General features: G+C 45.4%; 19 protein-coding genes. 7 read left to right on the top strand and 12 right to left on the bottom strand.

Features of this window, described 5'->3' with window-relative positions; genetic code table 11:
* Positions 1-2 precede the first annotated feature (2 nt).
* Positions 3-3182 carry an efflux RND transporter permease subunit gene (locus tag K5L93_RS07545; protein ID WP_220719164.1) on the top strand — a complete coding sequence of 1060 codons (3180 nt, stop codon included), beginning with the start codon at positions 3-5 and terminating at the stop codon, positions 3180-3182.
* A gap of 67 nt (positions 3183-3249) precedes the next feature.
* On the opposite strand, the gene K5L93_RS07540 is transcribed toward K5L93_RS07545, so the two are convergent.
* From K5L93_RS07540 to K5L93_RS07520, 5 genes are all read right to left on the bottom strand, one after another.
* On the bottom strand, positions 3250-3612 hold the full coding sequence (locus tag K5L93_RS07540; protein WP_220719163.1) for a rhodanese-like domain-containing protein: 363 nt from the start codon (positions 3610-3612) through the stop codon (positions 3250-3252).
* Positions 3613-3813: 201 nt separating this feature from the next.
* Positions 3814-5766: an acetate--CoA ligase gene (gene acs / locus K5L93_RS07535; protein ID WP_220719162.1), complete on the bottom strand. Its 1953-nt coding sequence runs from the start codon at positions 5764-5766 to the stop codon at positions 3814-3816.
* Positions 5767-6126: 360 nt separating this feature from the next.
* Entirely contained in the window at positions 6127-6939 is an 813-nt protein-coding gene (locus K5L93_RS07530; RefSeq protein ID WP_220719161.1) for a family 16 glycosylhydrolase, read from the bottom strand.
* 159 nt (positions 6940-7098) lie between these two features.
* Positions 7099-7731: a 3'-5' exonuclease gene (locus K5L93_RS07525; RefSeq protein ID WP_220719160.1), complete on the bottom strand. Its 633-nt coding sequence runs from the start codon at positions 7729-7731 to the stop codon at positions 7099-7101.
* Between the two features lie 8 nt (positions 7732-7739).
* Entirely contained in the window at positions 7740-9539 is a 1800-nt protein-coding gene (locus K5L93_RS07520; protein ID WP_220719159.1) for a DUF294 nucleotidyltransferase-like domain-containing protein, read from the bottom strand.
* Positions 9540-9807: 268 nt separating this feature from the next.
* On the opposite strand from K5L93_RS07520, the gene K5L93_RS07515 reads away from it, so the two are divergent.
* Together K5L93_RS07515 and K5L93_RS07510 are read left to right on the top strand one after the other, a co-directional pair.
* Entirely contained in the window at positions 9808-13329 is a 3522-nt protein-coding gene (locus tag K5L93_RS07515; RefSeq protein ID WP_220719158.1) for a hybrid sensor histidine kinase/response regulator, read from the top strand.
* A 93-nt stretch (positions 13330-13422) separates the two neighbouring features.
* On the top strand, positions 13423-14046 hold the full coding sequence (locus K5L93_RS07510; protein WP_220719157.1) for a hypothetical protein: 624 nt from the start codon (positions 13423-13425) through the stop codon (positions 14044-14046).
* Between the two features lie 77 nt (positions 14047-14123).
* Here the strand turns inward: K5L93_RS07510 and K5L93_RS07505 are convergent, their stop codons facing one another.
* Together K5L93_RS07505 and K5L93_RS07500 are read right to left on the bottom strand one after the other, a co-directional pair.
* On the bottom strand, positions 14124-14789 hold the full coding sequence (locus K5L93_RS07505; RefSeq protein ID WP_016402048.1) for a response regulator: 666 nt from the start codon (positions 14787-14789) through the stop codon (positions 14124-14126).
* Positions 14790-14851: 62 nt separating this feature from the next.
* Complete coding sequence (locus tag K5L93_RS07500; RefSeq protein WP_220719156.1) at positions 14852-15460, bottom strand: LysE family translocator; 609 nt, start codon at positions 15458-15460, stop codon at positions 14852-14854.
* Positions 15461-15724: 264 nt separating this feature from the next.
* Here K5L93_RS07500 and K5L93_RS07495 point away from each other — a divergent pair, with 264 nt between their 5' ends.
* A complete protein-coding gene (locus K5L93_RS07495; RefSeq protein ID WP_016402046.1) occupies positions 15725-16210 on the top strand; it encodes an ABZJ_00895 family protein in 486 nt (161 codons plus the stop codon).
* Here the strand turns inward: K5L93_RS07495 and K5L93_RS07490 are convergent.
* Positions 16207-16617, bottom strand: coding sequence for a C1orf53 family protein (locus K5L93_RS07490; RefSeq protein ID WP_373869969.1), 411 nt, complete (start codon positions 16615-16617; stop codon positions 16207-16209). The two genes, K5L93_RS07495 and K5L93_RS07490, sit on opposite strands and share 4 nt — an antisense overlap.
* A gap of 319 nt (positions 16618-16936) precedes the next feature.
* Positions 16937-17833 carry a LysR family transcriptional regulator gene (locus tag K5L93_RS07485; RefSeq protein WP_220719154.1) on the bottom strand — a complete coding sequence of 299 codons (897 nt, stop codon included), beginning with the start codon at positions 17831-17833 and terminating at the stop codon, positions 16937-16939.
* Between the two features lie 316 nt (positions 17834-18149).
* On the opposite strand from K5L93_RS07485, the gene K5L93_RS07480 reads away from it, so the two are divergent.
* Positions 18150-20168 (top strand): methyl-accepting chemotaxis protein, encoded by a 2019-nt coding sequence (locus tag K5L93_RS07480; RefSeq protein ID WP_220719153.1) that lies wholly within the window; start codon positions 18150-18152, stop codon positions 20166-20168.
* Positions 20169-20488: 320 nt separating this feature from the next.
* On the opposite strand, the gene K5L93_RS07475 is transcribed toward K5L93_RS07480, so the two are convergent.
* Positions 20489-22282: a protein-disulfide reductase DsbD gene (locus K5L93_RS07475; protein ID WP_220719152.1), complete on the bottom strand. Its 1794-nt coding sequence runs from the start codon at positions 22280-22282 to the stop codon at positions 20489-20491.
* Positions 22258-22578 carry a divalent-cation tolerance protein CutA gene (gene cutA / locus K5L93_RS07470; RefSeq protein ID WP_220719151.1) on the bottom strand — a complete coding sequence of 107 codons (321 nt, stop codon included), beginning with the start codon at positions 22576-22578 and terminating at the stop codon, positions 22258-22260. Before cutA ends, K5L93_RS07475 begins: the two co-directional genes overlap by 25 nt.
* A gap of 193 nt (positions 22579-22771) precedes the next feature.
* Here cutA and K5L93_RS07465 point away from each other — a divergent pair, with 193 nt between their 5' ends.
* Entirely contained in the window at positions 22772-23257 is a 486-nt protein-coding gene (locus tag K5L93_RS07465; RefSeq protein WP_220719150.1) for an FxsA family protein, read from the top strand.
* A gap of 69 nt (positions 23258-23326) precedes the next feature.
* On the opposite strand, the gene K5L93_RS07460 is transcribed toward K5L93_RS07465, so the two are convergent.
* The gene (locus K5L93_RS07460; RefSeq protein WP_016402036.1) at positions 23327-23509 is read right to left on the bottom strand and encodes a hypothetical protein; all 183 of its coding nucleotides are present in this window, start codon (positions 23507-23509) and stop codon (positions 23327-23329) included.
* Positions 23510-23841: 332 nt separating this feature from the next.
* Between K5L93_RS07460 and K5L93_RS07455 the strand changes: the two genes are divergently transcribed.
* On the top strand, positions 23842-24132 hold the full coding sequence (locus K5L93_RS07455) for a co-chaperone GroES (protein ID WP_016402035.1): 291 nt from the start codon (positions 23842-23844) through the stop codon (positions 24130-24132).
* Positions 24133-24151 lie beyond the last annotated feature (19 nt).

Here is a 24151-nt window from a genome sequence, read left to right as displayed (position 1 = left end):
CCATGTTTTCTCAGTTTTTTATTAAACGGCCGATTTTTGCGGCCGTTATATCGCTGCTGATGTTTATTGGCGGTGCTATTGCCGTATGGCAATTACCCATAACCGAATACCCAGAAGTGGTACCACCAACAGTAGTGGTTACCGCCAACTACCCTGGGGCAAATCCTAAAGTGATTGCCGAAACTGTGGCTTCACCGCTTGAGCAAGAAATTAACGGTGTGGAAGACATGTTGTATATGTCTTCTCAGGCCACCTCTGATGGCCGCATGACGCTGACCGTTACTTTTGCCATTGGTACCGACATCGACCAAGCTCAAACGCAGGTGCAAAGCCGAGTTGATCGCGCCACACCGCGTTTGCCGCTCGAAGTGCAGCGCTTAGGTATTGTGACTGAAAAGTCATCACCGGATCTTACTATGGTGGTTCACCTTAGTTCACCAGAAGATCGCTACGACTTATTGTACCTGTCCAACTATGCGGCGCTTAATGTTAAAGACGAGTTAGCCCGTATTGAAGGTGTGGGTGCTGTGCGTTTGTTTGGTGCGGGTGATTACAGCTTAAGAATTTGGTTAGACCCTAACAAAGTGGCAGCTCTAGGTTTAAACCCCAATCAAATTATCGCTTCGATTAGAGAGCAAAACCAGCAAGCCGCTGCCGGTAGTTTGGGCGCACAGCCTAGCGGTGAGTCTGATTTTCAGATTTTGATTAACGTGAAGGGGCGTTTAAGTACCACAGAAGAGTTTGAGAACATCATCATTAAAGTGGGCGAGCAAGGCGAAGTTAGCCGCTTGCGAGATGTTGCTCGGGTTGAGTTGGGTGCCAGCAGTTATGCCTTGCGCTCGTTACTCGATAACAAGGATGCAATTGCTATTGGTGTGTTTCAAGCATCTGGCTCGAACGCTATCCAGATCTCTGAAGATGTACGTGCGCGTATGGCCGAGTTAGCGCAAAGCTTTCCAGAAGGTCTAAACTACGACACGGTTTACGACCCAACCGTGTTTGTGCGTGGCTCTATTGAAGCGGTAGTTAAAACCTTGTTTGAAGCGGTACTGCTAGTGGTATTAGTGGTGGTGCTGTTCCTACAAACTTGGCGCGCTTCTATTATTCCATTAGTGGCAGTACCGGTTTCTTTAGTAGGTACCTTTGCCTTTATGCACCTTATGGGCTTCTCGCTCAATGCCTTGTCGTTATTTGGTTTGGTATTAGCGATTGGTATTGTGGTGGATGATGCCATTGTGGTGGTGGAGAACGTAGAGCGAAATATTGCCGAAGGCTTAAGCCCGGTAGCGGCTACCCAGCGTGCCATGAAAGAGGTGACGGGGCCAATTGTGGCAACTACCTTAGTATTGGCGGCAGTGTTTATTCCTACTGCTTTTATGTCTGGCTTAACCGGACAGTTTTACAAGCAGTTCGCTTTAACCATTACCATTTCTACCTTTATTTCAGCGATTAACTCATTAACCTTGAGTCCTGCTTTGTCTGCCTTGCTGCTAAAAGGTCACGACGAACCTAAAGACCGTTTAACTCGCATGATGGACAGCTTGTTTGGCAGGTTTATATTTGCGCCGTTTAATCGCTTATTTAATAAAGGTGCCAATGTATATGGCGGCATCATTAAAAAGACAATTCGCTTGTCGGCTTTGGTAGGCATTATTTATGTAGGTTTATTAGGGCTTACCGCTTATCAATTTGACACCACTCCTACTGGCTATGTGCCAGGGCAAGACAAACAATACTTAGTGGCGTTTGCTCAGTTGCCCGACGCTGCCTCTTTAGAGCGCACCGAAGCGGTAGTGAAAAAAATGTCTGAGATTGCCCTCGCGCAACCTGGGGTTGAACACGCGGTGGCGTTTCCTGGCTTAAGCATTAACGGCTTCACCAACAGCCCAAACAGCGCGATTTTGTTTACACCTCTGGCCGATTTTGACCAACGCCAAGACCCAAGTCTTTCGGCTAATGCCATCGCTGGGGCGCTTAACCAACAGTTTGCTGGTATTCAAGAAGCCTTTATTGCGATTTTCCCGCCACCGCCGGTGCAGGGGTTAGGCACTATTGGTGGCTTTAGATTGCAGATCCAAGACCGCGTAAACCTTGGTTATGAAGAGTTGGCCAATGTCACCATGCAAGTGATGCAAAAAGCTTGGGCAACACCGGCCCTTACTGGCATTTTCTCTAGTTACCAAGTAAATGTGCCGCAGCTTGATTTGGATTTGGATAGAACCAAAGCGATGCAACAAGGGGTGGCGATAGATGAAGTCTTTTCTACCCTGCAAGCTTACATGGGCTCAACCTATGTCAATGACTTTAATAAGTTTGGCAGAACTTATCAGGTGAATATTCAAGCCGATGAGTCCTTTAGGCAATCGCCAGAACAAATTAGCCAGCTTAAGGTGAGAAATGCCGATGGTGCGATGATTCCGCTAGGCTCCTTTGTTGATGTCTCTTATGTGGCGGGCCCAGATCGAGTGATGCACTACAACGGTTATACCACTGCTGAGATCAATGGTGGGCCAGCGCCGGGTTATAGCTCGGGTGAAGCGCAGGCAGCCATCGAGCAAATTTTGGCGGAAACTTTGCCCATCGGCATGACCTTTGAGTGGACCGAGCTTACCTATCAACAAAAGCTGTCGGGTAATACTGCAATGCTAATTTATCCCTTGGTGATTATTTTAGTATTCATGGTGTTAGCTGCTCAGTACGAGAGCTTGCGTTTGCCAATGGCGATTATTTTAATCATTCCTATGACCTTGTTATCGGCCATTAGTGGGGTATTGCTTTGGGGTGGAGACAACAACATCTTCACTCAAATTGGTTTGATTGTATTGGTAGGCTTGGCTACCAAGAACGCCATTTTAATTGTCGAGTTTGCTAAGGAGTTACAAGACCAAGGTCGCACGGTGATGGAAGCGGTATTAGAGGCATCACGCTTACGTTTACGGCCAATTCTAATGACCTCTATCGCCTTTATTATGGGGGTTGTGCCAATGGTGTTTTCTACTGGTGAGGGGGCAGAGATGCGTCAAGCTATGGGAGTGGCGGTGTTCTCTGGCATGATTGGGGTTACTATTTTTGGTTTGCTACTTACCCCACTATTTTACTATTTGCTGGCAAAACGTAATCCTAAGACCAGTGAGCAAGCCGAGCCGCTGGCGCTAGACGCAGATATATTGGCTGCTAAGTAACACAGACAGTGGCAATTACTCTAAAGCGCCGTTACAAATTATGTAGCGGCGTTTTTGTATGGGGTGTTCAATGACTCTTTGAGGCGAGCATTTCCTTTAAGCCGCCACCGTTTACCACTTGTTGATAACCCATAGCTTGTAATACTTGTAAGGCGTAACCAGAACGATTACCCGAACGGCAATAAACCACGATAGGCTGGCTTTTATCTTTGGTGATGGCGGTGATCTGCTGGGCAATCACGGTGTGCGGAATGTTATGTGCGTTATTCAAGTGCCCTTGGCTAAACTCTCCTTCGCTGCGAACATCAATGAGTATCGCGTGTTGCTGCTCTACGCTTTGCCACGCAAGGTCGGAGCGCTCTGAAGCGTGAGCTTGTGACAATAGACCTATAAAACCGCAAAGCACTAGGCTTTTAAATACATTAATCATCTTCTTCTCATCCTTGTTCAGAAGCTAGCGTGGTGATGTGAAATGGCTTAATAGTGTATCGGTAACCGATGAGAAAATGCTTGATCTGGCTAAACGATTTTTTGAGCTTGCTGTTCACTTTTGGATACAGATTGGTACTAAGTTGCATTATTTTTAGACAGAAAAAAGCCGCTAATAAAAGCGGCTTTTTGGTATTAGCAATTAAGCTGCATTCGATTTTTCTTCTATCAGTTTTTCAACCACAGATGGATCCGCTAGGGTCGAGGTATCACCTAGAGAGTCGGTCTCGTTGGTGGCAATTTTACGCAAAATTCGGCGCATAATTTTGCCTGAACGGGTTTTAGGTAAAGCCTCTGCCCAGTGTAAAATGTCCGGCGTGGCAATTGGGCCAATTTCTTTACGTACCCAGGCTTTCACTTCTTTATGTAGCTCAGCGCTGGCCTCTTCACCGGCATTAAGGGTGATGTAAGCATATATGCCTTGGCCTTTAATTTCATGAGGAACACCTACCACGGCAGCCTCTGAAATTTTAGGGTGGGCAACCAGTGCACTTTCAATTTCGGCTGTACCCATGCGGTGGCCACTTACATTTAGTACGTCATCTACGCGACCAGTAATCCAGAAGTAGCCATCTTCATCGCGGCGTGCACCGTCTCCGGTGGTGTAGGTTCCAGGAAAGGTTGAAAAGTAGGTTTGCTCAAAACGCTCATGATCACCATAAACAGTGCGCATTTGTCCTGGCCAGCTGTCTTTAATAATAAGATTACCTTCGGCAGCGCCTTCTAGCTCATTACCTTCGTTATCTACTAAGGCTGGCTGCACGCCAAAGAAGGGACGAGTTGCCGAGCCAGGTTTAAGTGCGGTTGCTCCTGGTAGTGGAGTAATTAGAATACCGCCGGTTTCGGTTTGCCACCAAGTGTCGACAATTGGGCAACGCTCGTCACCTATGGTGCGGTAATACCATTCCCACGCTTCCGGGTTAATCGGTTCACCTACCGAGCCCATAATCCGCAGACTGCTGCGATTGGTGCCTTGCACGGCGGCATCACCTTGCGCCATTAAGGCGCGAATAGCAGTTGGAGCAGTGTATAAAATGGTCACTTGGTGTTTGTCACATACTTCGCTCATGCGCGCAGAAGTGGGGTAGTTGGGCACACCTTCAAACAAAATGGTGGTTGCGCCATTGGCTAATGGGCCGTATACCAAGTAACTGTGGCCAGTAATCCAACCCACATCGGCGGTACACCAGTAAATATCGCCTGGGTGATAGTCAAATACGTATTTAAAAGTCATGGTGGCGTATAAGAGATAGCCGCCAGTGGTATGCAATACACCTTTAGGTTTGCCAGTTGAGCCAGAGGTATACAGGATGAACAGCGGGTCTTCGGCATTCATTGGTTCTGGTGGACAATCGGCAGCTTGGTTTTCGGTAATGTCGTGCCACCATACATCGCGGTTGGCATTCCAGTTTACTTCACCGCCGGTACGTTTTAGTACCACAACACTTTTAACAAACTCACAGTCTGGGTTTTCTAAGGCTTGGTCTACGTTGGCTTTAAGTGGTACGCCACGCCCGCCGCGAACACCTTCGTCGGCAGTAATCACGTATTTAGAATTTGAATCAATAATGCGACCGGCTAGTGCTTCTGGAGAGAAGCCGCCAAATACAATCGAGTGCACCGCGCCAATACGGGTACAAGCCAACATGGCCACAGCCGCTTCTGGCACCATAGGCATATACAAACACACTACTTCACCTTTTTTAACGCCTTGCTGTTTAAGCGCGTTAGAGAACTTACAAACTTGTTGGTACAGTTCGTTGTAAGTGAGTTTGCTGTCTTCTTCTGGGTTGTCGCCTTCCCAAATAATCGCTACCTCTTCACCACGCTCTTGTAGATGGCGGTCAATACAGTTGGCGCTTACGTTTAGCAGGCCATCTTCAAACCATTTGATGCTTACATGACCAGGGTCGTATGAGGTGTTTTTTACTTTTGTAAAAGGCTGGATCCAATCGAGTAACTCGCTACCGTGCTTCCCCCAAAACTGATCAGGCTGGGTGATAGATTCTTGATACATATCTAGATATTGCTGATCGTTTAGTAAGCAGTTGTCTGCAATGTTTGCTTTAACGGGGTACAGCTTTTGTTCACTCATCTTCCTCTCCTTGCTTCCTCGATGTGAGGCGGGATATCGTCATTGACGTCTCGGATATGAATCTAGACTCGCACCGACACCGGTTGTCGACAATTAGACTTTTGGTTAATTATTTGTGAAGAATAGTAAAATGCTTTATTAATCAAAGTGATTTTTTATGTTGCGAGTTGAAACTGAGAGGCGGCTCACGGCCTGTGTTGGATTAATTTGTGAACTGTAGCAAGGCTGGGTAGTCAGTGATTTGTTGATACTACATTTTGTCAGCTGGCTTAGCGCTTATTAGGTTGGTGAATCTGAACGAAAAACGCGCCAATGAAGATAGCTGCAACCCCAACAACGCTGCTGGGATTGCACATGAACTTATTCGCTGTAGTTAAGCTTCATGCCTTCTTCGCTTAGGCTAAGTACTAGCTTACCGTTAACAATGTTGGCATTGTTCGGTGAGAAGGTGACTAAGTTTGATTCAAAGCCCCAATCGCCCTTGCCCCAGCGCTTTTGGTCAAAGTTGTCAAAATCGTCACGCCAAGTTAAGGCAAACTCTCCGTTATCTTGGTATTCGTGATACTCAATCCAATCTATAACTTGGTGAAGTGGCAAGCTACTGGCTTTAAAGCGACCTACCCAGCCAATGGCTTCCGAAATCCAAATGTTCATGCGGTAGCTTTGTGGAATGTCGCGCATGGCGATAACTTGCTTTGAATTTTCGGCGGTGTCGTGACGGATTGTTTCGCCATCTACATCCCAAATAATCTCGTTTGGTGTCCAGGTAATGGCGTATTCAACAAACTCTTCTAGCTGTGGAACTTTGTGTTTCTTTTCGCTGTGTTTGCGCTTATTGGCTTGGCCAGTGATGAGGTTGGTTTGTAGCTGATGAGGCGTTTTACCAATGGCTTCAAAGTCTATTTCGCTCCACGGAATGCCATTGCCTTGCCAAGATTCATTATCGTAAGTGAAAAACGACGAAACTACACCGGGCTCGGATACTAACTTCATGCGAACCACAAATTTGCCGTATAGCACTTTGTCGTTGCTGTAAACTTCGGCGCCAAATAGCGGCGTTTTACTGCTGTTTAGCGCACCGGTTTGGGCCAAGGTATCTTGGTTTACGGGCTCAGCAATGGCCGAGTAAGACAGAGCGCTAGAGAGCAGCATTAACAAGCTAAGCTTTTTCATTAGACCTTCCAATTGGGAGAAAACTGCGCCTAATGTAGCCTTAAACATTTGCTGGTTCTAGAAGATTTGGGAGGTAAACTCTGGGGCTGTGATTAAGCGCCAATTGGCCAGATTAATGATGAAACTCGATTCACATTAGCGTTATCTTCATCAATAATATTAAGCACTTATAGCTTGAGGAATTGCGCTGGTTGGCCTTGGGCCCAGTTGTAAACGCAGGTAAATCATGGCGGCGGTGATGGCATCATCAATGGCTTGGTGACGACCCGATAGGGGAATGCCTAAGCTTTGGCAAATATGTACAAGATCTTGATTGGGACTAATGCCTACGTGGTCTACATGAACTTTGTCAGCAAACATACGGCCTACATCAACTAGCGGGTTTACCAGCTTAAAGCCATAACGTTGTTTGCAGTGCCGATTTAAAATTCGTTGGTCGTAGCCAATGTTGTAACCCACGATTGGCCGAGCACCAATAAACTGCAGCAGTTTCGGCAACGCCTCTTCAATGCTGCAGGCTTGGGCTAAATCACTGTGGCGAAGGCGATGTACTTTGATTGAGTCGCCAGCAAGTTTATCGGTAGCGCGAATTTTTATATCAAAACACTGGCTGGCCAAAATACGATTTTCACTGATGATGACCGCACCCATTGAGACAATGTCGGCCAGTTTGGTGTCTAAGCTGGTGGTTTCTAGATCTAATGCTACGTATTCATTACCGCGATAAGGCGCAAACAACGTGGCGAACTCGCTGTCTTTATATTTTCGTTGATAAAGCAAACGCTGCAACATCTAGCCGCCTAGTAATCGCGAATATTGAAGTGTAGCGCTAATAGCTGCTTAAACTTTTTCACTACGTGTAAGCCATGGCGTAATAAATCTCGCTGACTGTGATTAAGCTTGTCTAGCTTAAGCACGTGATAGTCTTGGCCCTCTTCAGCCGGGAATAGCTGTTGAATGCGCAGTTTAAAAAACAGCAATAGAGCTTCTTTAAGGTTAGCAGCACTGTCTTCGTCTATCACTTTTAATGAGGCGAGTTGTTCTATGCGCTCTAGGGTATTGGTCGCGCTAATTGCATGTTCTAGGGCTAGGGCGCGCACCCCATGCACAATAGGAAAAATCCCCCCTTTCTTAATGTCTAAGCCTGCTTGTTTGGATTTAATATTGCCAAACAGGGTGAGTGGGGTATGAAACTTTAAGGCTGGCTGGGCAAAAAATGCCAAGGTAACGCTGCGGTTGGCCATTTGTGCCATCAGATCTTTGCGTAATCTGCGCAGTAGGCTTTTATTGCCCGCAATGGCGTGGGCATCTAATACTATGGCGAGGTTCATCATGGCATCGCCGTGGCCGGTTTCTATCCAATTGGCAATGGTTTTACTCCATTGGCTTTGTTGCTGCACCCATTCTGGGTTGTTAACCATAATGTTGCCGGGGCAAGGCGGATAACCTAACTCGAGCAGGTATTCGCTAAACTGATTTAGCTGCTGTTGTCGCTCTGGCCAATCGTAACCATCTTCGATGACTAAGCCGTTATCTTGGTCGGTTTTAACGATTTGCTCGCCGCGGCCTTCACTGCCCATCACCATTAAACATATATGATTGTGATGTTGGTGAGGGATGCTCAGTTCAAACACCCGGCTAATGATTTGCTCATTCATGGTGGCTAGCAACTTCATAATAAATAAGGTGCGAATGCCGTTATTACAGAGGTTTTCTACCAGTTTATTGAGGGTGTGAGCAGCTTCGCTGAGTTCTTCAATACTAGAGGCCCGAGCAATGCGTAAAGCCAATACATGGGAGTGGGTCGAGAACAAGCTAAGCAGATGCGCCATCTCCAGTATGCCAATGATCTTTTGCTGGTCTTTTACCACCACCCGCTCGATGCTGTTGCGCGTCATTAACAGCATGGCGTTAAACAAAAAATCGCCTTTATTCACACTGATTAAGTTGAAGTTGGCTAGCTGGCAAACCGGAGTATCGAGGGATTGCTGAACCAGTACCGCAGCATGGAGTAAATCGGTACCTGTTAGCATGCCAAAGCAGCCATCGTGATTAACCAGTAATGACTCCAGCTTTTGCTCGCGCATAATTAGGGTGGCTTGCTGCAGCGAGGTCTCTCCTTCAATGACCACTGCGGGTTGTACGTTGCGTTCATCAATGGTGGTGAGGATGAATTCTGCCAAGTTCTTATTGCCTTCGCGAGACTCTACCAGTTGGTGACGGGTGGCTAAGTCGCGCTGAAAATAGTCGCCAAAATCGCTGTTTTCACTCACTAAACGGCGGAAGATTTGGCTAGGCAGGGCGTAACATAAGGTTTCTTCTAAGGCGATGTAGTCATGCTTGGCATAGCCGCCAAATTGCGAGCGTACATCAAACCAGTCTTCTAGCGTGTAGTGGGCAAATACCTCATCATTATTGTCGGCGCGCTCTTCAACTTGGCCTTTAATAATAATGAACAAACTGGAGGCTTGTGCGCCCGCTGTAACTATTTTTTGCTGACTTTGAAAGTAGTGAATGTCTAGATTGCTAGACACCAGTTCACGCTGCTTGGGCTCAAGCTGATCAAAGGGCGGGTGCTGAAAATTAAAGTCGGTACTCATTGCCTCACCTAGTCGTGTTTAACACAGGTATTTTTCGGTATTTAGCATGGTCTTTTTTACCTTGCCAACCTAGACGACTTTAGTCTAAACGCGCTTTGAGGCGGGTTTTAGCAGCAACAAATAATGGTTTTTGTTAAGTCCATGACTACAGTTTTTCTGCAATAGTTTGGTAAGCCTTTGTATTAATCACAGTTATCACCGATCTTTTTTGCTAGCGTAAATACTTCATCGCGCTGGGTATGAACTGTTTCAAGGGAATTGATTGTAAATGCAAATAGTAAGTGAAGGTTGGTTAGTTATTCCGCTGTCGTTGGCCTACCTAGGGCTGCTATTTGTGATCGCCTATTTTACCGATCAAAATGCCAGTGCCCGTTTGCGCTGGCAACCGGCTTTTTATAGTTTCTCTATCGCTGTTTATTGTACCTCTTGGACCTTCTACGGCACGGTGGGTCAAGCCAGCGAGAACTTCTTATCTTTTATTCCCATTTACCTTGGTCCGGTATTGCTATTTCTGTTTGGTTGGAAACTACTCGCTAGAGTGGTGTTAATCGCTAAACGCGAACACATCACAACCATTGCCGACTTTATCGCAGCACGTTATGGCAAGTCACAAACCTTAGCGGTAGTTATTTCGCTTATTTGTATCATTGGTGTATTGCCGTATATCGCACTGCAATTACGCGCCATTGTGATGGGTTTAGACTTGTTTGGCGGCGATGCAATGCGTGAAGCCGTGGGCAAGGGCAGTAGCTCGCAAATCGCTTTGTTTGTGAGTATCGCCTTGGCGATATTCACCATGTTATTTGGCACTCGCCATATTGATGCCACCGAGCATCACCGTGGGGTGATTGTAGCGATTGCTTTTGAGTCGCTGGTTAAGCTGGTGGCTTTTGTTTGTGTGGGTTTGCTAGCGGTATCGATACTGTGGGATTTACCGCTTAGCGCTCAGCAAGCGGTAAGTGAGTCGTTTAGCTTTAAATGGCAAGAAATTAGTGTTGCCGATGTGACCGATTTGGTAATTGCCACACTGTTAGCAATGTCGGCAGTTATTTGTTTACCCCGCCAATTTCATGTAACCGTGGTAGAAAACAACCAAGTTAATGATTTAAAAACCGCGCGTTGGCTATTTCCTGCCTATTTGCTGTTGCTGGCTATTTTTGTATTACCCATCGCCTTTGCGGGTGATGTTTTATTGCCAGCAAATACGCCTGCCGATAACTATGTGATTAGTTTACCGCTTGCGGCAGGGCATGATTGGTTAGGCATGGTAGCATTTTTAGGCGGAACCTCTGCTGCCAGTGGCATGGTGGTGGTGTCGACCATTGCTTTAGCCATTATGGTGAGCAACGATCTAGTGTTACCGCTGCTGCTAAAACAAGGTGGCTTGAGCCGTCGTAATTTTGCTCAATTTAGCGAACTACTGCTTAATGTTCGTCGCACCACTATTTTGGTGATTTTGTTGCTAGCTTGGGGCACCTTCTTGATGTTGGGTGAGCTAACAAACCTTGCCGATATTGGTTTCCTATCTTTTGCAGCAATTGCCCAATTAGCGATTCCGCTTATCTTTGGTTTGTATTGGCGAGAAGGCAATCGAACTGGTGTTTATGCTGGTTTGTTAGTGGGTATGAGCTTATGGCTACTCAATCTATTCAATATGACCGATAGCCTTAACTTGTTAATTTTCAATCAATGGATTGCCGACAGGCTTACTGCGCCGCAATTTGCTGGTCGTCCGCTGATCTCCAATGAAAATTGGGGCATTGTGCTTAGTTTATTGGGTAACTTGTTGGCGTATTTATTGGTTTCTAAGTTATCTAGCCCAGCCGTTTCTGAATGGTTGCAAGCCAGTAACTTTGTTGGTCAAACCGGTAAAAGTGATGATGCCGGCGCTCTATACCAATCAAAGGTGAGTGTAGAAGAGCTTCACATGTTGGCATCGCGCTTTTTGGGGACTCAACGCATAAGCGAGGCATTTGGTAAATATGCGAGCTCTCGAGATCTGGACCTTAGCCCTAATCAACAAGCACCAGTGGAGCTGATTGCCGAAACGGAACGCATGTTAGGTGGAGTATTTGGGTCATCGTCGGCGCGTTTAGTACTGGGGTCTGCCCTGCAAGGTAAGCAAGTTCAACTTGAAGAGTTTGCTTCGATTGCCGAAGAAGCCTCGGAGCTTCTGCAATTCAATAAACACCTGTTACAAGGCGCTATTGAGCATATTGATCAGGGCATCGCTATTGTCGATAAAGAGTTAAAATTGGTGTCGTGGAACCGCCGTTATACCGAGCTTTTTGATTTTCCCAATGGCATGATTGCGGTAGGTCGACCGATTGAAGATCTTATTCGCCACAATGCGATTAATGGTTTGTGTGGTCCGGGTGATATTGAAGAACACGTAGAGCGTAGAGTGGAGCATTTACGTCGTGGCAATAGCCACACATCTTCGCGGATCAGACGTGATGGTCGGGTTATTCAAGTGCAAGGCAACCCGATGCCCAATGGTGGCTATGTAATGACCTTTAGTGACATTACTACCTTTCGCCAAGCAGAAGACATGCTTAAACAAGCTAACGAAATTCTTGAGGCGCGCGTTGCTCAGCGTACTCAACAGCTATCATCAATTAACCAACAGTTAGTGCATGCTACCCATGCTGCTGAGCAAGCAAATCAATCTAAAACCCGCTTTTTAGCGGCGGTAAGCCACGATCTAATGCAGCCGTTAAATGCCGCTAAGCTATTCACCGGCTCTTTGCTAGAAGCCGATTTAGAAAAAGACACCAAGTTTTTGGCTGCAAGCATCGATAAGTCACTATATTCTGCCGAGGAAATTATTAGTGATTTGCTGGATATTTCACGCCTTGAGTCTGGCCGCGTGGTGGTGAGTAAAGAGCAATTTGAAATAGGCCACTTGCTTGACCATATTCATGCCGAATTTATCCCCTTAGCCCAGCAACAAGGTGTAGAGCTTAAGTTACATACCAGCAAGCTTACCGTAAGCAGCGATAGCAAATTATTACGCCGTATTTTGCAGAACTTTCTTACCAATGCATTGCGTTACAACCCTAAAGGTAAGGTTCTACTGGGGGCGCGTCGCAAAGGTAATAGCTTACGTATAGAGGTATGGGATAATGGTCCTGGTATTGAGCAAAGTAAGCAGCAGCAAATTTTTGAAGAGTTTCAACAGCTACAAATGTCTGGTCGGGCTAGAGAAGAAGGCTTAGGTTTAGGTTTAGCGATTGCCCAAGGTTTTGCCGAACTACTGGAAATTCCCATTGGTGTTGAGTCGGTACTTGGCAAAGGTTCGGTATTTTACGTTACTGTTCCTGTGGTTGAAGCAACAAACATATATAAAACTAAGCAACTGGAAGGTGCGCCCATTAGCACCACCCAAGGTGCTAAAGTGCTTTGTATTGATAATGAGCCCGACATTCTTTCAGGCATGGAAAGCCTGTTAAGCCGTTGGGGCTACGAAGTGATTTGCTGTGAAGATGCCGATACCGCTGCAGAAGTTATAGAGGGTGGTTGGGTGCCAGAACTGATTTTGAGTGACTACCATCTCGACTATGACAAAACCGGATTAGAAGCGTTGCAGCGCTTAATTCATCAAGGGCAACTCTCTTGTCATGGCATTGTTATTAGCGCTGATAGGCAAACTGATCTAATCGACCGCGTACGCGCTCAAGGCTTTGCCTACTTAAGTAAACCACTGCGTCCATTACGTTTGAAAAAACTCTGCCAGCAGCTGCTCAACAGCCAAAAAGGCGCTAATGATTGGCTAAAGCCTAGCTCTTAAGTAAATAAAATGGTTGATGTTTTTATGCATACTAGAATAACAACAGCCTTACGATGTCGCTAATTTTTCATTTCTATAAACGGGAGGGGTAGCTTGATTAGGTGGGGAGTAGATAGTTTTCTTAGCACCAATATGCGGCTGATGGCCAATTGGAATGGCAGTGCCTGGCAGGTATTCGATTGTTTTATTGTGGCTAAACCTAAAACCTTACCCGCTCCAACTTGTAAGCTATCTCCAACTGGCAGTTGGCACATTTTTGAAACAGCTGAAAGAACCTTGTATTTGTCTTTGGTTACTCGAGAGTTGCTAGTTAGTTGGGCAGAGCTCATCCCATTGATGGCTGAATATAGTAAAGGTTTTGTGCAAACGATGCTCCGCCAAGAAGTCCAGAAGCTAGTATTAGAGGCAGAGAGTAATCCCCAAGAAGTAAAACGAGCGCGCCAATTAGGAATTAATGTTCATCAACTCTGGTGGTTGCAAGCGCTGGATCAGTATCCAGAAGAGCTGGCTTATCACAGTAAAACCAGCTCACATATAGCTGAATGGCGATGTGAGCAGCTCGAACTAGCATTTGCTAAGCCACTAGTGAGCCGTGATCTACGTGCTCTTACTAAGCTCGGGTGGTTGTCGTTTGATGGAGAGCGTTATTATCGTACCAGCAAATTTATTCCTCCGGCCGCAGAGCATGTGACTAAGGGGGGGGATAATTTTGATTGAATTCTTCAAAGCCCCACTAAACTAACGCTATTGGCGTTAGTTTAGTGGGGCTTAACTCAATCTTTAATTAGACTATGTTAAATCTCGTTATCTTCTGGGCTTGGCTCTAGCTCTAATTGCTGCAAGGCTATTACTGCTTGGGTGCGATTTTTCACGTTGAGTTTGCGGAAAATGGCGGTAACGTGGGCCTTAATGGTAGCCTCCGATACGTTTAGCTCGTAGGCAATTTGTTTATTAAGCAGGCCTTCGTTAAGCATTACCAATACTTTGTATTGCTGTGGGGTAAGGCTGGCTAAGCGTTCGGCTAGAGGGTCTTCCTCAGCTTGAGCGCTAAAGCTTATGCCTTCTGGGAACCAGTCGTCGCCTTCAATAATGTGTTGAATGGCGGCAACCAATTGTTGTAGTGGGGTAGATTTGGGAATAAAGCCGGTTGCGCCAAGCTGCTTGGCTTTTTGCACTACGCTTACTTCTTCGCTGGCCGAAATCACCACAATTGGCAATTCAGGGTATTGACCATGTAAGTGGGTAAACGCCGAGAAGCCATTAGCGCCGGGCATTTTCAAATCTAATAATAGTAGGTCGGGTTCGCGCTCTAGTTCGAGCAGTTTAAGTAGGTCGTTAACATTCTCAGCTTCTAATAACTGAGCATCGGGAACGGCAGTTTGTACTGCCTGCTGAAGAGCACTACGAAACAAGGGGTGGTCATCAGCGATAATGATCTTGTAGGTATCTTCCATAACCATGATTCATCTGCCTTTTTTTTGACCATAGCACCAAGCCTTGCGGGTTTCAATTTGCAGAGGGCTTAACTGTGAAGGCCGAGCAAAGTTCCCATTCCAAGTAGGGTTGTGCCGCTAAATCTATTCACCCATTGTTGGTAGCGCTGTAGCTGAATTTGCACTTTATGATGCGACAAAATGCGCACTAATAAGTACCACAGTAATGCGGTTTCTAGTAACAAGGCTGCCCCGAGTATCAGCTTTTCGCTAAGTAGTGTTTCGCTACCAATAAACTGACTAAATACACTTACTACAAAAACTAAAATTTTTGGGTTGAGTAAGTTACATGCAATGCCGCTTAGCACCACTTTTTTTGCGCGCTTAGGTTTGCCTTGGCTGGCGAGTTCAATCAGCTCGGAGCGACTAAACAAGGTTCTTAGGCCTAGGAATACCAAAAAGCCTGCACCGCCCCAACGCAGGATTTCAAACAATAAAGGAGATTGTTTAATGATGATAGATAAGCCGCCAATGGCTAGCGCGATATGGATACTAAAGCCTAGCAATACGCCCACTACACACAATGCAGCTTGGCGTTTTCCGCTGCTGGCATGGCGCAACACCATTACCATGTCTGGGCCCGGGCTTAACATACCCAACAAATTGATTAATAAAAGTGCGCTTAATGCTTCTAACACGCGTTCATCCCTGAAAAGTAATGAGATTTAAAAACTGCGGCTAGTGTAGAAGGTACTACTGACTATAAATATAGAATTTTAGATATGTTGTATATTCCATTGTGGAATGCAGTGTTGGCCAATCATTTAAAACTGTGAGCTGGAATCTCTCAGCGCAGATTAAATTGATATTGCGTAAGTAGAAGTGTTTGGGCTAATGCTAAATTTTGTCGTCTTAGTGTTAATATGCGCGGGTAGTTTAGGCAGTAAGGTTAAAGGAAGAGCATGCAAACGGCTGAAGTATCACTTAACAAGTACCTAATGTGGTTCGCACTGGTTTATTTAGCCAGTTCCTTAGTTTTTGGCACCGTAGTGTCGTGGTTGGATTTAGAGTCTAATAGTTTTTTGGGCATCATTGTCCTTATGTTGTCGGCCTCAATTGCGGTGCAGTTGTTTGTGAAGGACCATCAACGGGCACTTATGCGTGCTGAGCTACGCTACTTGAGCTTCTGGTCGTGGCTTGCGTCGGTGTTTATCTCCGTAGCAGAGCTATTAGCGGTATTTGCCTATTCGTTTTACGAGATTTATGGCGTTATCGCCTGGCTCGATGTGCAAGCCGAGCTAGCGGCTTTATTGTTTGAACTGTCGATTGACCTGCACGCACTTTATGCAATTATTGCCGTTGTATTGCTCATCTTCTGGGGGCTAACTCGCTTAGCCTATGGCTTTGCTAATAAAGCCTTTACTAAGCAAGTAAACACCTTGGCTTAAGAGCTGTTTGCTGCTGGGCTGGTTTGAGTGTTTGCCGGGTAAGGGCAATGTCGGCAGCCATTACCGCAGCAGTTGCCTCGCTTTAAGTGATACCAAGCGCTAAAAACCATCAAGCCATCTTCCATGCTGAAGTCTAGATGTTCTTGCAAGGCTGCTCGCTGGTTAGCTGGTGTTCGGTAGCGCGCAGCTAATTCTAATAGTTCATGATGAGGCGTATTGGCTATCAACAGCGTTAATTGCTCGGCCAGTTTTTTGGATAAGCATGTTTGACAAAGACATGCCCGCTCATTGAGATCTGCGCTTACTGGCAAAATAGCTGGCATGTTCATACACCAACATTGTTCATTAGCTGTGCAGCCGACTGAGGCTCCGCAGCCAGGGCAATTTGAAGGGACTAGTTGTGCCACGAGCAGGTTTCTTGGTTAATACTTTTAACTCGAGCATAAAGTATTTAGCCTTTGCTTCCTATGTGAGTTTGCACTTAGTGGCTTTGATTTCCAATAAAACTTACCGTCTCGGCAATAACATGGGCAGTTTTTAATAAGCTAAAGTGGTCTAGCCCTTCTGTTTGCTGCTTGGATTACCCTGTTTATTTCTCCACTAGTTAGTTTTTTAAGCGGCAAACAGCAATGCGTTGAAGCGAAGCCTAGTGCCTGTTCACTGCTTAGCTAGAGTAATTTTGGCTGTTGGAAAAAAAGCTAGCAGCTCTAGTAAGCGCTTACATGCTTAAGTCATCGCTCGGTGGATTTGCTGCCTAAACCAGGCATGAGCGGGGTCATGGTGGTTACGGTGATGCCAAATCAACGAGTATTCAAAAGGGCTTACCTCAAAGGGCAAAGCAACCATTGCTAAAGGGCGCTGTTTAAGCAGTTGTTTGGCGATTTTTGCGGGCAAGGTAAGAATGAATCTTGTCTCACTGAGAATTTGTACCGTGGCAGGGTAGGAAGAGGCGCGAAATTGAATTTGGCGCTGTAAACCTTGCTGGCTAAGGTGGCGATCAATATGGCTGTTTTTGTCTGCACCGGTAGTAATGATGGCGTGCGGATAGCGGCAGTAGTCGCTCATGCTGGGGTGCGCTATCGTTAAATAAGGGTGTTGCTGGTGCATTAAACACACTAAGTGATCGGTGCCTAAGGTTGTAGCGTGTAGCTCGGTGCTATCCCGGGGGGGCAGTGTCATGCCTAGGTCTACTTCGCCACTGTGTAATAGCCTATTGGTGGTATGATCCCAGTTACAAAGCTCAATATTTAGCTGAGGCGCTTGCTGGTAGATGTCACCGAGAACTTTTGGCAGTAAGTGTTCACTTACGTAATCAGAGGTGGCAATGGTAAAGGTGCGCTGACACAAGCTAGGTTCAAAAGCTTGTTGATGAAGCAGGTTTTCTACAGAATCTAACAATGGCGCAACTTGGGCTTTTAGCTCAATTCCTTTAGGGGTGGCTTGTAATTGCCCTTTCACTCTTACCAACAAAGGATCGCCAAATATTTCGCGTAATTTAGCCAAATGTTTACTCATGGCCGATTGGCTCAAGTGCATTTTTTCTGCAGCTCGAGTAACACTCTGCTCTTGCAGTAAATAATACAATGCACTGAGTAAGTTTAAGTTAATTTTTCCAAGTTGCATACTGAGCTCGTTGTTACGCTAAGTGTTTAGCTTACTCGGCTACGGCGATTCTGTATAGCAAGCCAAAACTAATTTTATTTCATAACTAGAATGTGCATTATGCCACGACTCAGGCCTTGTCGGCTTTGCTTTTATGAGCCAAATCACCCTTTTAATCAGTAACATATTATTAACCTTAACATAAAGATCGAACAGCTCTCGAAAACGTGTTTTCGTAACTAAATATCATGAAAACATAATCTTTGGCTGTTAGTCGCACGGTTATCATGTAAGCGCTTACATACGGAAGTGAACTAATAAAAGAAGTGAGATAAAGATGCTAGTACATAAAAAATTGTCCATTACTCAGTTAATTCTGGCGACATTTTCAATGCTATGTATCGTATTGCTGGTGCTGGGTGTAGTTGCGTGGAAACAAATGCAACAAGCCGAAAACACAATGGGTGAAGTTACCACTCAAGCTTTCCCTTTAATGGGGCATACGAACCAGCTTGATCGTAGTTTAACTGCGGTAGAACGCGTGTTAAATAACACTATTCAAGAGCGCAACGCACAACAGGTGAATCAACTTATTGAGCAATACCATCAGCGGGTTGCTGACTACAAAGTTGCGGAGCAAGTATTAGTCAATTGGTTGGCGGAGAATGGCGTAGAAAGTGAAAGCTTTAGCCTCGTTCAGCAACAAAATGAACTGTTATTTGAAGACGCCGAATATCTCATTGAGTTGCACCAAGATGTTATTTCGAGCGGTACATCTTTGTCTGAACGGACTGCTACTTTCCAAGGCATTTCCTTACGTATTAATTTGTTATTAGGGCAGCTGTTTGATGAAGCGGACCCTAATATGCTTAAAGTATTACTTGATTCAGTGAGCGCTGATCTATCGGCAATGCAGTTGGCTACCATTAATGTACTCAATTCCACTGACCCGCGAGAAGTTGGACAAGTGATCACCAGTAATACTGAAACCAAAACTTATGTGGAAGAAGACTTTGGTGACCTAGTGGTGGATAAAGAGCTGAAAGGCGTTCAAGGTGAGCATGAGCTGGTAACGCAGATTCCTTGGCTACTTGATGAAGTAACCGCGTTTGGTGGCCTATTGGGTCAATATCAGCAATATCTGATTAAACAAAACAAACTAATGAAGCTCAAGGCTTCAATTACTCAACAATTGCAAGATGTGAATAGTAACCTAAGTGCGCTTACAGCAGAGAGTCGAAGTGCCACCGAGCAGCAAATTGAAGAAGCATCCGGTAGTATTTCCACGTTAATTAATAGCGGGGCTGTAGTCATACCGCTTACAATTCTATTCTGTATCGCTATGGGTCTAATTATCCAGCAGCTGATTAGAACACCGTTAAAACAATTGATTAATACTCTTAAACACTTAGCTGATGGTGATTTAAGCCAACGTTGCCAGTACCAAAGTGGTAACGAGTTTGGCATGTTAAGCAAGCAACTAAACCAAGTGATTGACCAGCAACGTGACACGGTAACGGGCTTGCGTGACAAGAGTGAAGCACTAGGGCAAGCGTCTACGGTAAATCGTCAGCACGGTAGCGATATAATGAAACAGCTAGATGAGCAGCGTAGCCAATGTATTACGGTTTCGGCAGCCATGACTGAAATGGAGCAAGCTATTCAAGATGTAGCGCGGCGTGCAGAGTCTGCTGCTCAAGGGATGCGCGAGATTAGCGATAGCACTCAAGATGGCGTGCGCCTTACAGAAGAAGCTTTAGAAAATAACCAAGCTTTGGCAGCTAATATTGCTAGTTCAACCGATAGAGTTAAACATGTCAGTGAAAGCAGTAACGCCATCTTCGGGATTTTAGAAGTAATTGAAGGTATCACCCAACAAACCAACTTATTAGCACTAAACGCTGCCATTGAAGCAGCGCGTGCGGGGGAGCAAGGCCGCGGTTTTGCGGTAGTGGCTGATGAAGTTCGTCAATTAGCACAACGCACTGCTTCATCAACCACTGAAATTCAAACTATGATCGGTGGCTTGCAGCAAGACACTGAACTAGCCGTAAAAGAAATAGAACAGTGTAATAAGAGCATGGAGCTAAATGCGAGTAACGTGAATGCGATTAACCAAAAAATTGGTGATATTGCCAGCCACATTGAGCATTTATCGCTGCTTAACGAAGAGATTAGTGTGGCGACTAACCAACAGCAAACCACCAGTGTTGATGTGTCTTGCAGTATGGAAACCATCTCTAGCGCTGCTCAGCAAAACCTCACGGTGGTGACAGAGCTAAATCGCTTGAGTGATGAGTTGGAATCGGTAGCTAAAGAGCAGGTAGACTTAGTGCAAGGTTTTAAATTTGCCTAAGCTTCACTCGCACTAATGACTAGGGTCTGTTGATCTTTGCTGATGGATTTTGCAGCAATTTATTAGCCATTTAGGCAAGGCAGTGAGTGTGCAGTTAAGTGGTCTTAATAATCACTCGCTAACGCTGAATAAATGGCTAAGAAATGCTGCCTGAAGGGTTCGGATAAGCGAACTTTACTCTTTGTTAAGCACTTCTTGCTTAGCCCACTAGGCTTCTAAGTGCTCGCCGCGATTAAAGCCCGCTTATCTTGAACAAAATTTCAACACCAAAGATCAACAGACCCTAACAGAAAGCCACCCGAAGGTGGCTTTTTTATGACTTATAGTCCGTTCAAAATAAGGTGAGCACTAAAGGCTTCGGCGTTCATGAACCCAGTGACTCGGGCTTGTTTTAACTCTTCACCCTGTTGGTCAAATAATAAGATGGTGGGCAAACCTAGCACTTCATAATGATTGAGCAGCTTAATCGCAGTGGCATTAGTTTGAGTAACATCAGCTTGGATTAACACCATCTTATCCAGCTTGGCTGAAACTTGCGGAGCGTGAAAAGTCTTGTTCTCAAAATCTTTACAGGCGGTGCACCAGTCTGCATAAAAATCCACCAAAGCAGGTTTGCCTTGCTTGGCGGCCAATTGCAATTGTTGCTGCATTTCCTCTAAGTTGGCGACCTGAATAAACTCTCCCTGCTGCTGGGCTGGCGCTGGTGCAAACCATGGTTGGGCGGCCCACAATAAGCTGATTGCCATTACAGCTAGTAGCAATAGCTGTCTAAAGGTTTGCCAGCCACTTAATAGGGCTAAGCGGTTTTGATGATAGTAATAACCACTGGCGCCAATAACTAAGGCAGCCCACAGCATGCGAATCGCTTCGCCAGACAAAAAACGCTCTAGCATTAAAATGGCAACCGCAAGCAGCATTACCCCGAAGAAGGTTTTTACGTGGTTCATCCACGCACCGGCTTTTGGCAGTAAACGACCGCTGCTCGCGCCTAACAGTAACAAGGGTAAGCCCATACCTAAACTCAAGCTGTATAGGGTAATCGCGCCTAAGGCGAGATCGCCACTTTGCGCTACGTAAATAAGTACTCCAGAGAGTGGGGCGGCGGTGCAAGGCGAGGCGACTAGGCCAGATATCATGCCCATAATGGCAGCACCAGATAACGAACCAGCCTGCTGCTGGTTACTTAAACTATTTAGCTTTTGCTGCAGGCTGCTGGGCAGTTGTAGGTTAAATAAGCCAAACATCGACAGCGCTAGCACCACAAAGAGCACGGCTAAGCCGCCTAATATGATTGGGTGTTGCAGCGCAGCTTGAAACTGTAGTCCTGCACTGGCCACCACTAAGCCTAAGGCGGTAAAGGTAGCCGCCATACCTTGCACGTAGGCCATCGATAAACTAAAAGCGCGCTTAGTGCTTAGCTGTTTACCTGCACCGGCAATAATGCCGGTAAGAATGGGATACATGGGAAATACACAAGGCGTAAAAGCGAGTCCAATGCCTAATACAAAAAACAGCAATACATTTAGCCAAATATTGTTGTTGGTGAGGCGATCGGCTAGCACCCATTGTTGGCTAATGGGCACCGAGCCTTCGTTGTTTACAATTGGTGCTGTTGTTTTTGCACTGAGCTCTTCTGTTGCAGCATTAGCAGCTGAAGATTGTGAAAGAAAAGCTTGCTTGGTTTCTGGCGGATAGCATAAACCGGCTTCGGCACAGCCTTGATAAGTGACCTGAATATTGTTGGCTTGATTTAACTCACTAAGCGGCACAGAGAAAGAGACATCTTGCGGGTAAATAAACACTTCACCAAAGTAAGCATCGTTATATAGCTTGCCTTGTGGCAGTAGCTTGCTTAGATCAATCGACTGGCCGTCTGCAACAACTTTAAACTGAGCTTGGTAAAGATAGTATTGCTCGGCAACTTGCCAACTAAGGTGCAGCGCTCCGTCTTGCTCAATAAAGTTGAAGGCAAAAGCGCTATCTACAGGTAAGAATTCATTTGCATTAGAACTAGGAGAGGCCTTTAGGCCGGGCAGTTGGTCGAGTAGGTTGTCGGCAATACTCGGTAAGCTCAAGCAGAGCAAAAATACTATTGTAAAGAATCGTTTAGCCATTTCAGGTAGTCACTCGCTCCTTGTTCAATGGGTAGCGCAATAAATTCTGGGCAATCATAGGGATGATGCTGTTTAAAATAACACTGTAAGGAATGTAAGCAGCGCAAATTGGTTTTAATTTGCAGCTGTACCTCACTACTGGATTCAATATTGTCTTGCCAGCGATAAATAGACCTGACTTGCGGCAAAATATTAACACAAGCCGCCAATTTTTTTTCTACAAGCTGCTGCGCAAAGTGCTGAGCAGCATCTACATTATCAAAAGTGGTGAGAACTAAATAGCAAGCGGTTTCCATATTGAGCCTCTGGTAAGCAGATGTCACTTTGAGTGTAGAAAGTAGCTATTGAAGCGCCATTAAATAAGCGAAATGTGCTGTTGTTTGCTGGTTTATTGAGCATAAGCCTTTAAATTTGCTCCAACTGCCCTCATATTTTACCCTTAAGGTGAAGCAGATTTTCAGCTTCTCCATGACTTTGAGGAACTACGCCTTGTTTTTATATGTATTTTTATTGTTTGCTGGCCTGTCTTACGCAGAGATTTATGTGTTAATTCAGGTGGGCAGCCAGATGGGCGCGTTAAGCGCAATTGCCTTAACCATTCTTACTGCATTGGTTGGTGCATCTCTAGTTCGTAGCCAAGGATTACAAACCGCTTTTCAGGCGCGTTCGGCAATGGAGCGAGGAGAAACCCCTGCTCAACAAATGATTGAAGGTCTAATGCTAATCATTGCAGGTGCAATGTTAGTGATGCCAGGCTTTATTACTGATTTCTTCGGTTTGCTTATTTTACTACCGCCACTACGAGCCCTATTGGCTGCTCGAGTGTTAAAATCTCAGGCCTTAAAAATGCAGTCTATGCGTTTTCAAACTCCTGGGGAGGGCAATGTGAAAGACGCCAATCCACCTAGCGGCAAGGTTGATAATAAGCCAGGCAGCACCATTGAGGGTGAGTTCGAAAGAAAAGATGACCAATAGCAAAATACGGTTATAAAAAAAGAAGGGCAATAGCCCTTCTTTTTTTATCGATAATTGTTGCTATGGCAATTAGTGCCTTTGTGTTACCACTCGAGGATTCAAGCCTTTGCTGGTAGACAAAAACGAATCAAACTCGTCGGAACGTAGATGCTCTTCGGCTTCTTTAACGCTACCTTGAAAAGGTAAGTAAACAGTTTTCTCTTTGCTTAGAAAACCACTTAAACGCTCAAATGCAATGTAGATTTGCTGCATAATCAAGTGCTCCCGCTGTTACACCAAATAAAACCAACAACTTGTTATCTGTTTGTTATCCAATTGTTGGTATAACTGTCTAGTACGACCAGTCGTTGTGATCCTGCTCAAATTTTTATCTGGGTTCAAGTGTTTTTTGTAAAATTTGTTACTGAAAATGTTTTCATTTTGATATTGGCCAAGTTTTTAAGACAAAAAACCAAAAAAAAATTGCTAGCAACCCTTGTATGCAGCGTTTACGCCCCCATCTTAAATTCAACATTAAAGCTTTGTAGCCCTTGGCTGCATTTTCATAGACAAAACACGATTGTTTTATTTAAGGAGAGATAGCAATGAACATCCGTCCGTTGCATGACCGCGTTATCATCAAACGTAAAGACCAAGAGAGTAAATCAGCTGGTGGCATCGTGCTTACTGGCTCTGCGGCTGAAAAGTCGACTCGTGGTGAAGTACTTGCTGTAGGCAAAGGTCGTATGCTTGACAATGGTGAAATCCAAGCCTTAGACGTAAAAGTTGGTGACACTGTTGTATTCAACGAAGGCTACGGCGTTAAAACTGAAAAAGTTGACGGCGAAGAAGTGCTGATCATGTCTGAGTCAGACATTCTAGCAATTGTAGAATAATCTCCCTTTTTTTCTGGTT

The organism is Agarivorans litoreus (assembly GCF_019649015.1).
GTDB classification, from domain to species: Bacteria; Pseudomonadota; Gammaproteobacteria; order Enterobacterales; family Celerinatantimonadaceae; genus Agarivorans; species Agarivorans litoreus.
The sequence above is the reverse complement of the archived record's forward strand: the minus strand, read 5'-3'. Positions and strand labels throughout refer to the sequence as shown.

Coding starts and splice junctions, on each gene's coding strand:
- K5L93_RS07540 (WP_220719163.1), bottom strand. CDS start 3,612: ATGATTAATGTATTTAAAAGCCTAGTGCTTTGCGGTTTTATAGGTCTA.
- K5L93_RS07520 (WP_220719159.1), bottom strand. CDS start 9,539: ATGAGTACCGACTTTAATTTTCAGCACCCGCCCTTTGATCAGCTTGAG.
- K5L93_RS07515 (WP_220719158.1), top strand. CDS start 9,808: ATGCAAATAGTAAGTGAAGGTTGGTTAGTTATTCCGCTGTCGTTGGCC.
- acs (WP_220719162.1), bottom strand. CDS start 5,766: ATGAGTGAACAAAAGCTGTACCCCGTTAAAGCAAACATTGCAGACAAC.
- K5L93_RS07485 (WP_220719154.1), bottom strand. CDS start 17,833: ATGCAACTTGGAAAAATTAACTTAAACTTACTCAGTGCATTGTATTAT.
- K5L93_RS07505 (WP_016402048.1), bottom strand. CDS start 14,789: ATGGTTATGGAAGATACCTACAAGATCATTATCGCTGATGACCACCCC.
- K5L93_RS07545 (WP_220719164.1), top strand. CDS start 3: ATGTTTTCTCAGTTTTTTATTAAACGGCCGATTTTTGCGGCCGTTATA.
- K5L93_RS07495 (WP_016402046.1), top strand. CDS start 15,725: ATGCAAACGGCTGAAGTATCACTTAACAAGTACCTAATGTGGTTCGCA.
- cutA (WP_220719151.1), bottom strand. CDS start 22,578: ATGGAAACCGCTTGCTATTTAGTTCTCACCACTTTTGATAATGTAGAT.
- K5L93_RS07475 (WP_220719152.1), bottom strand. CDS start 22,282: ATGGCTAAACGATTCTTTACAATAGTATTTTTGCTCTGCTTGAGCTTA.
- K5L93_RS07525 (WP_220719160.1), bottom strand. CDS start 7,731: ATGTTGCAGCGTTTGCTTTATCAACGAAAATATAAAGACAGCGAGTTC.
- K5L93_RS07530 (WP_220719161.1), bottom strand. CDS start 6,939: ATGAAAAAGCTTAGCTTGTTAATGCTGCTCTCTAGCGCTCTGTCTTAC.
- K5L93_RS07455 (WP_016402035.1), top strand. CDS start 23,842: ATGAACATCCGTCCGTTGCATGACCGCGTTATCATCAAACGTAAAGAC.
- K5L93_RS07460 (WP_016402036.1), bottom strand. CDS start 23,509: ATGCAGCAAATCTACATTGCATTTGAGCGTTTAAGTGGTTTTCTAAGC.
- K5L93_RS07480 (WP_220719153.1), top strand. CDS start 18,150: ATGCTAGTACATAAAAAATTGTCCATTACTCAGTTAATTCTGGCGACA.